Consider the following 6,498-nt stretch of genomic DNA (forward strand, 5'->3'; position numbering starts at 1 on the left):
CCTGTCTGGTGGTGGCGGAGATGTGTATACGATACAGACCTTTACCTGGTAATTTGACCGCTGCAATGGACAGGAACTCAAGGCCCACTTCAGTCCACGCCAAACCGGTCACTTGCCCAATCTGATTTTTTAATTCAGCAACGCCATAGTCAAAGCGATGCACACCGAGATATTTATCTAGGTTTTTACTTGCTACCGTAATTTTCTTATCGCTTGGCTTCATGAGCAAAGCTTTAACCACTTTGCGACAAATTTTTGCGATTTCACGGTCCAAACTGCGCACACCCGCTTCACGCGTGTAATAACGAATAATGTCACGCACTGCGGTATCTGCAATCAATAACTCGCCGTCTGCAACGCCATTGTTTTTCATTTGCTTAGGCACGAGATATTTCAGCGCAATATTGACTTTCTCGTCCTCGGTGTAACCCGATAAGCGAATAATTTCCATCCGATCCAATAATGGCGCTGGAATATTCAACGAATTAGCCGTCGCCACAAACATCACGTCCGATAAATCATAATCAACTTCAAGATAATGATCGCTAAATGAGTGATTTTGCTCTGGATCTAATACTTCTAGCAATGCAGAGGATGGATCTCCCCGCATATCGCTGCCAATTTTATCCACTTCATCGAGTAAAAATAGCGGGTTTTTTACACCCACCTTAGTCATACTTTGTAAAATTTTACCCGGCATTGAGCCAATATAAGTACGGCGATGACCACGGATTTCCGCTTCATCACGAACGCCACCTAAAGCCATACGCACAAACTTGCGATTGGTCGCCCGTGCAATACTTTCGCCCAAGCTGGTTTTACCCACGCCTGGCGGGCCCACTAAGCACAAAATCGGCGCTTTTAATTTTTCGACGCGTGTTTGCACCGCCAAATATTCAACAATTCGCTCTTTAACCTTATCCAAACCATAGTGATCGGCATCTAAAACCGTTTCTGCTGCGGCCAAATCTTTACTAATTTTGGTTTTCTTTTTCCAAGGCAAAGCCAACATGGTGTCGACGTAATTGCGAACTACCGTGGCTTCCGCCGACATCGGTGACATCATGCGGAGTTTTTTGAGTTCGGCTTCGGTTTTATCCTTCGCCTCTTTACTCATACCCGCATTTTTTATTTTCTTTTCTAATTCGTCCAAGTCAGCACTTTCATCCAGCTCACCGAGCTCTTTTTGAATCGCTTTAACTTGTTCGTTTAAATAATATTCACGCTGGCTTTTTTCCATTTGCCGTTTCACACGGCCACGAATACGCTTTTCGACCTGCAAAATATCCAGTTCAGACTCAAGCTGCTTGAGCAAATGATCCATCCGTGTTGCCACGTCGTCCATTTCCAGCACCGCTTGCTTTTGCTCGAGTTTGAGCGGCAAATGCGCCGCAACGGTATCGGCTAAACGCCCTGCCGTTTCAATACCCGCCAATGAGGTTAAAATTTCAGGAGGGATTTTTTTATTTAATTTAACGTACTGATCAAATTGCGTCAGCAAAGCACGCCGCATGCCTTCGGCTTCATGGTTGCTTTCATCGGCCAATAGCTGCGGGGTAGCTACCGCTTGATAAAAGCCATCTTGATCTTCTAAAGATTCAACTACCGCACGCTGCAGGCCTTCGACCAAAACTTTAACCGTGCCATCGGGCAATTTTAATAATTGCAAAACAGTGGCCACAGTACCAATCGGGTACAAATCGGCCATCGATGGTTCGTCTTTCGCGGCATTTTTTTGTGCCACTAATAAAACATGCTTATTGCCTTCCATTGCCGCTTCAAGTGCTTTGATCGACTTAGGACGGCCCACAAACAACGGAATAACCATATGCGGAAATACCACGACGTCACGCAATGGCAACATGGGGAACGAAGTAGATTCAACCGGTAGTAATTGATGCTCAGACATATTGGGATGACCTGATCGAGAGTATGTTCACAATATGTGGTCACTGCGCTTAAATTCAATTGCAGAGCCATAAACAATAACGCCCGCATTCAGCTCCAAAACGAGGAAACCGCAGCGGGCGAGAAAAAAACGACTTATTTGCTAGCGATATCTGTTTGCGTTGTAACCGCAATAAACTCAGGTTTTGCTGCCGCAGTAATGACTTCTTTATTCACAAGTACTTTAGCAACACCTTCCATCACCGGCAGTTCAAACATGGTGTCCAGCAGTGTTTGCTCGACGATAGAGCGTAAACCACGCGCACCTGTTTTGCGCTCCATGGCTTTATGGGCAATCGCAGCTAAGGCTTCAGTGTCAATTTCTAACTCAACATTTTCCATTTCAAACAATTTTTGATATTGCTTGATTAAGGCATTTTTAGGTTCAGTTAAAATCGTCACCAAGGCGGCTTCATCGAGCTCGGCCAAAGTAGCGACCACGGGCAAGCGCCCAACAAACTCAGGAATCAAACCAAAACGAATCAAATCATCAGGCTCAACTTCATGCAGCAATTCACCGATGTTTTTACGCTCGTCTTTGCTTTTCACTTCAGCGCCAAAACCAATGCCACCTTTGACTGAACGGTTACGGATGATTTTATCCAAACCTTCAAAAGCGCCACCACAAATAAATAAAATATTAGTGGTATCGACTTTAGGCAAATCTTGATTTGGGTGCTTACGACCGCCACTCGGTGGTACCGAAGCCACCGTGCCTTCAATTAACTTCAACAATGCTTGCTGAACGCCCTCACCTGATACATCACGTGTGATCGATGGATTTTCAGACTTACGTGCAATTTTATCCACCTCATCGAGGTAAACAATGCCGCGCTGCGCTTTCTCGACGTCGTTATCGCACTGCGCTAATAGTTTAGCGATAATGTGCTCAACGTCTTCACCCACATAGCCAGCCTCAGTCAGCGTGGTTGCATCGGCAATCACAAACGGCACGTCAAGCAATTTAGCCATGGTTTGTGCCAGCAAGGTTTTACCCGAGCCAGTTGGACCAATGAGCAGAATATTTGATTTGGCCAACTCAACATCATTACCCGCGCGACCCTTAGTCGACAAGCGTTTGTAATGATTGTAAACCGCAACTGATAAAATCTTTTTAGCCCGCTCTTGACCTACAACATACTGATTGAGCTCATCGCGAATTTCTGTTGGTTTAGGTAAACGCTTACCCTCACCGGTGGTAATTGAATCCGTCGTTAAATCAGTCACTTCTTCTTCAATGACGTCATTACACAAATCAATACATTCATTACAAATAAAGACTTGCGGACCTGCAATCAATTTTTTTACTTCATGCTGACTTTTGCCGCAGAAGGAACAATACAATAATTTTTCTTTATCAGACATGAACAGCCATTCCGAATATAACTCACCGAGGAAAGAAAAGCCGCCAGACTCGCTGGCGGCTACTTAGGGATCGGCTTGAGGTTAACCTGCCAAAGTCGCCCGAGAAACCAAGACTTCATCCACCAAACCATAAGCTTTCGCTTCGTCGGCATTCATGAAATTATCACGATCAGTATCGCGCTCAACCGTTTCAATGTCTTGTCCGCTGTGCTTGGCTAACAATTCATTCAAAGTGCGTTTAGTCTTGATCAATTCTCGCGCATGAATTTCAATATCCGAAGCTTGGCCTTGCAAACCGCCAATCAAAGGCTGATGAATCATAATCCGCGAATTTGGCAATGAAAAACGCTTGCCTTTCGCTCCGCCAGACAACAAGAATGCGCCCATTGAAGCCGCCATACCAATACATAAAGTAGAGACATCGGGCTTAATAAATTGCATCGTATCGTAAATCGCCATCCCAGCAGTCACCGAACCGCCAGGGGAATTGATATAGAGCGAAATATCTTTATCTGGATTTTCCGACTCTAAAAACAATAACTGAGCGACCACAAGATTGGCCATTTGATCATTCACTGGGCCGACCAGGAAAATGACCCGTTCTTTCAGCAAGCGTGAATAAATATCATACGCACGTTCACCGCGGCCGCTTTGCTCAACGACCATAGGCACTAGACCGATATTTTGCGGATCAAATTCCATTCTGGACATTCCAACCTCTCAGTGTAAATTATTGACCTTGTTGGCCCATCAATTCATCAAAGCCAATCGCTTGTTCAGTTACTTTAGCTTTTGACAATACAAACTCAACCACATTGTCTTCCAAAGCCATATTGGTAGGGCCAGACAAACGATCAGGGCTTTCGTAGTACCAAGCGAGTACTTCGCTTGGATCTTCGTAATTTTGAGCCAAATCTTCGATAATGGCTTTAATTTGTTCTGGCTGAGTTGACAGCTTTTCGATTTCAACCAATTCAGACAAAGCCAAACCAAGATGAACGCGGCGTTTAGCTTGCGCTTCAAACATCGCAGGTGAAAACGGCACGGTCGCCGGATCGATACCACGGTTTTGCAAGTCGCCCTTCGCACCTTCAACCAAACGGCCAATTTCAAGCGCGATCAGGTTGCGTGGTAAATCCATTGGTGTCGCTTCAATCACCGCAGTCATTGCGCTTTCTTTAATGCGTGATTTAAGGCGGAAACGCACTTCGCGTTCCAAATTACCTTTCACTTCTGCACGCATTTTTTCCACGTCGCCGTCTTCGATGCCCAAGCTTTTTGCAAAGTCTGCATCAACGACTGGCAAGTTTGCAGCGGCAACATTTTTCACAGTAATTGCAAATACTGCAGTTTTACCTGCAACATCTTTACCATGGTAATCGGCTGGGAAAGCCACGCTAACATCTTTGCTTTCGTCTTCTTTCATGCCAATCACGCCAGCTTCAAACTCAGGCAGCATTTGGCCTTTGCCGATCAAGAAAGCGTAGTTGTCTGATGAACCACCCGCAAAAGCCACGCCATCGATCGAACCTTTAAAGTCGATGATCACGCGATCACCGGTCTCTGCAGCACGCTCAACACGTTCAAAACGAGTGCGTTGGCTACGTAAGATATCGATGGTTTTGTTCACTTCGTCATCGCCAACCACTAAAGTTGGTTTTTGCACTTCAATACCGCTCAAATCACCCACTTTAACTTCTGGGTAAACTTCAAACGTTGCTAAAAATTCGAAATCGCCTTCGGCTGTCGAATCTTGCTTGGCTTCAAAACGTGGGTAGCCCGCAACTTGCAATTTTTGCTCAACGACTGCTTCGCCAAAAGCGCGCTCAACCGTTTCACCTAAAACTTCTTCTTGCACACGGAAACCATGGCTTTGTGCCACGATATTCATCGGTGCTTTACCAGGACGGAAACCGTCAATTTTTGCAGTTTTTGCAACGCGCTTGAGGCGGGCATTCACTTGCTGTGCGATTTCTTCGCGTGGCACCGAAATGGACAGACGACGCTCAAGAGCGCTCAGGGTTTCCAGTTGTGCTTGCATTACCAGTATTCCTCAAACGTATTTCCAGATGAATTTCATCCAGAAGAAATTATTAATCAATAAAATTTAAAACAACCGGATCAACGCCTGTTCGGCCACCGACTGCCCTAATCATGCCCATAAAGCGCCATTCTGACAGCTTTACTCAGTAAAGCTCAACATTATAGCAAAGTCTTTGCAACGTGACCATCCAAGGCCCAACGCAGCACCCCCGAGTCACAGCAATATTCAAATGAGGTAATACAGAATAAATCGGAATCAACAGCGTGACTTCAAGACGATAACTATTTTTTAGCCACGCAAAAAAGCCACTTGCATACGCTAAGTGGCTTTTCAGTTTTGATGCACTGCATCGTTGTTCTGGTGGGGGATAAGAGACTCGAACTCTTACACCTTGCGGCGCTGGAACCTAAATCCAGTGCGTCTACCAATTCCGCCAACCCCCCCCAACAAGAACCGCATCTTACAGAACAAGCTCCGAGTGGTCTAGTCTTTTTGTGGGTTTTTTATTAAAAACACTGCAATTAAATAATATTGCTTTTATTTTCAAGCAGCTAGCCTTCGTCATTGGGCAAATAAAAATCATACCTAGGACTTAATACTGCTAAAAAGACCAGTTTATTTGCATTCCAATAGCAAATAAATCACAGCACTTGGCGTGATTTAGCCGACCTAGTTATACTCGGGCATCATCATTGACACTTTAAACGGAATGCCGCATGAAAAAGATCGAAGCGATTATCAAACCATTTAAACTGGATGAAGTTCGCGAAGCTTTATCTGAACTGGGCATTTCCGGCCTTACCGTCACTGAAGTTAAAGGCTTTGGTCGCCAAAAAGGCCATACCGAGCTCTACCGTGGTGCCGAATATGTGGTCGACTTTTTGCCGAAAGTTAAAATCGAAGTGGTTTTATCGGACGATCAAGTTGAAACCGCCATCGAAGGCATTATTAAAGCCGCCCACACAGGCAAGATTGGTGATGGCAAAATCTTCGTTAGCCCTGTTGAGTACGTGGTTCGTATTCGTACCGGCGAAACCAACGATCAAGCCGTATAAAAGATCACCAATACAAAATGCCAGCTGATGCTGTAATGCCGTTCACTTAAGCCAAGTGAACGGCATTTTTTATCTCCGTTACTTCGT

5 protein-coding genes and 1 tRNA gene are annotated in these 6,498 nt (G+C 45.1%); 1 reads left to right on the forward strand and 5 read right to left on the reverse strand.

Annotation, left to right across the window (positions count from 1 at the left end):
- The 5 genes from lon to Q0V82_RS16180 all read right to left on the reverse strand — a co-directional run.
- A partial coding sequence (gene lon / locus Q0V82_RS16160) for an endopeptidase La (RefSeq protein ID WP_297577415.1) occupies positions 1 to 1,909 on the reverse strand: 1,909 nt, incomplete at its 3' end.
- A 134-nt stretch (positions 1,910 to 2,043) separates the two neighbouring features.
- Positions 2,044 to 3,312 carry an ATP-dependent Clp protease ATP-binding subunit ClpX gene (gene clpX / locus Q0V82_RS16165; RefSeq protein WP_297577417.1) on the reverse strand — a complete coding sequence of 423 codons (1,269 nt, stop codon included), beginning with the start codon at positions 3,310 to 3,312 and terminating at the stop codon, positions 2,044 to 2,046.
- Positions 3,313 to 3,393: 81 nt separating this feature from the next.
- Positions 3,394 to 4,023 (reverse strand): ATP-dependent Clp endopeptidase proteolytic subunit ClpP, encoded by a 630-nt coding sequence (clpP, locus tag Q0V82_RS16170; protein WP_373314847.1) that lies wholly within the window; start codon positions 4,021 to 4,023, stop codon positions 3,394 to 3,396.
- A 19-nt stretch (positions 4,024 to 4,042) separates the two neighbouring features.
- Entirely contained in the window at positions 4,043 to 5,353 is a 1,311-nt protein-coding gene (gene tig / locus Q0V82_RS16175) for a trigger factor (protein ID WP_297577420.1), read from the reverse strand.
- Between the two features lie 361 nt (positions 5,354 to 5,714).
- Positions 5,715 to 5,799 (reverse strand) — tRNA-Leu (locus Q0V82_RS16180).
- Positions 5,800 to 6,072: 273 nt separating this feature from the next.
- Here Q0V82_RS16180 and Q0V82_RS16185 point away from each other — a divergent pair.
- Positions 6,073 to 6,411 (forward strand): P-II family nitrogen regulator, encoded by a 339-nt coding sequence (locus Q0V82_RS16185; protein ID WP_173531941.1) that lies wholly within the window; start codon positions 6,073 to 6,075, stop codon positions 6,409 to 6,411.
- Positions 6,412 to 6,498 lie beyond the last annotated feature (87 nt).

Origin of the sequence: uncultured Deefgea sp. (genome assembly GCF_947072475.1) — a bacterium.
Lineage (GTDB): Bacteria > Pseudomonadota > Gammaproteobacteria > Burkholderiales > Chitinibacteraceae > Deefgea.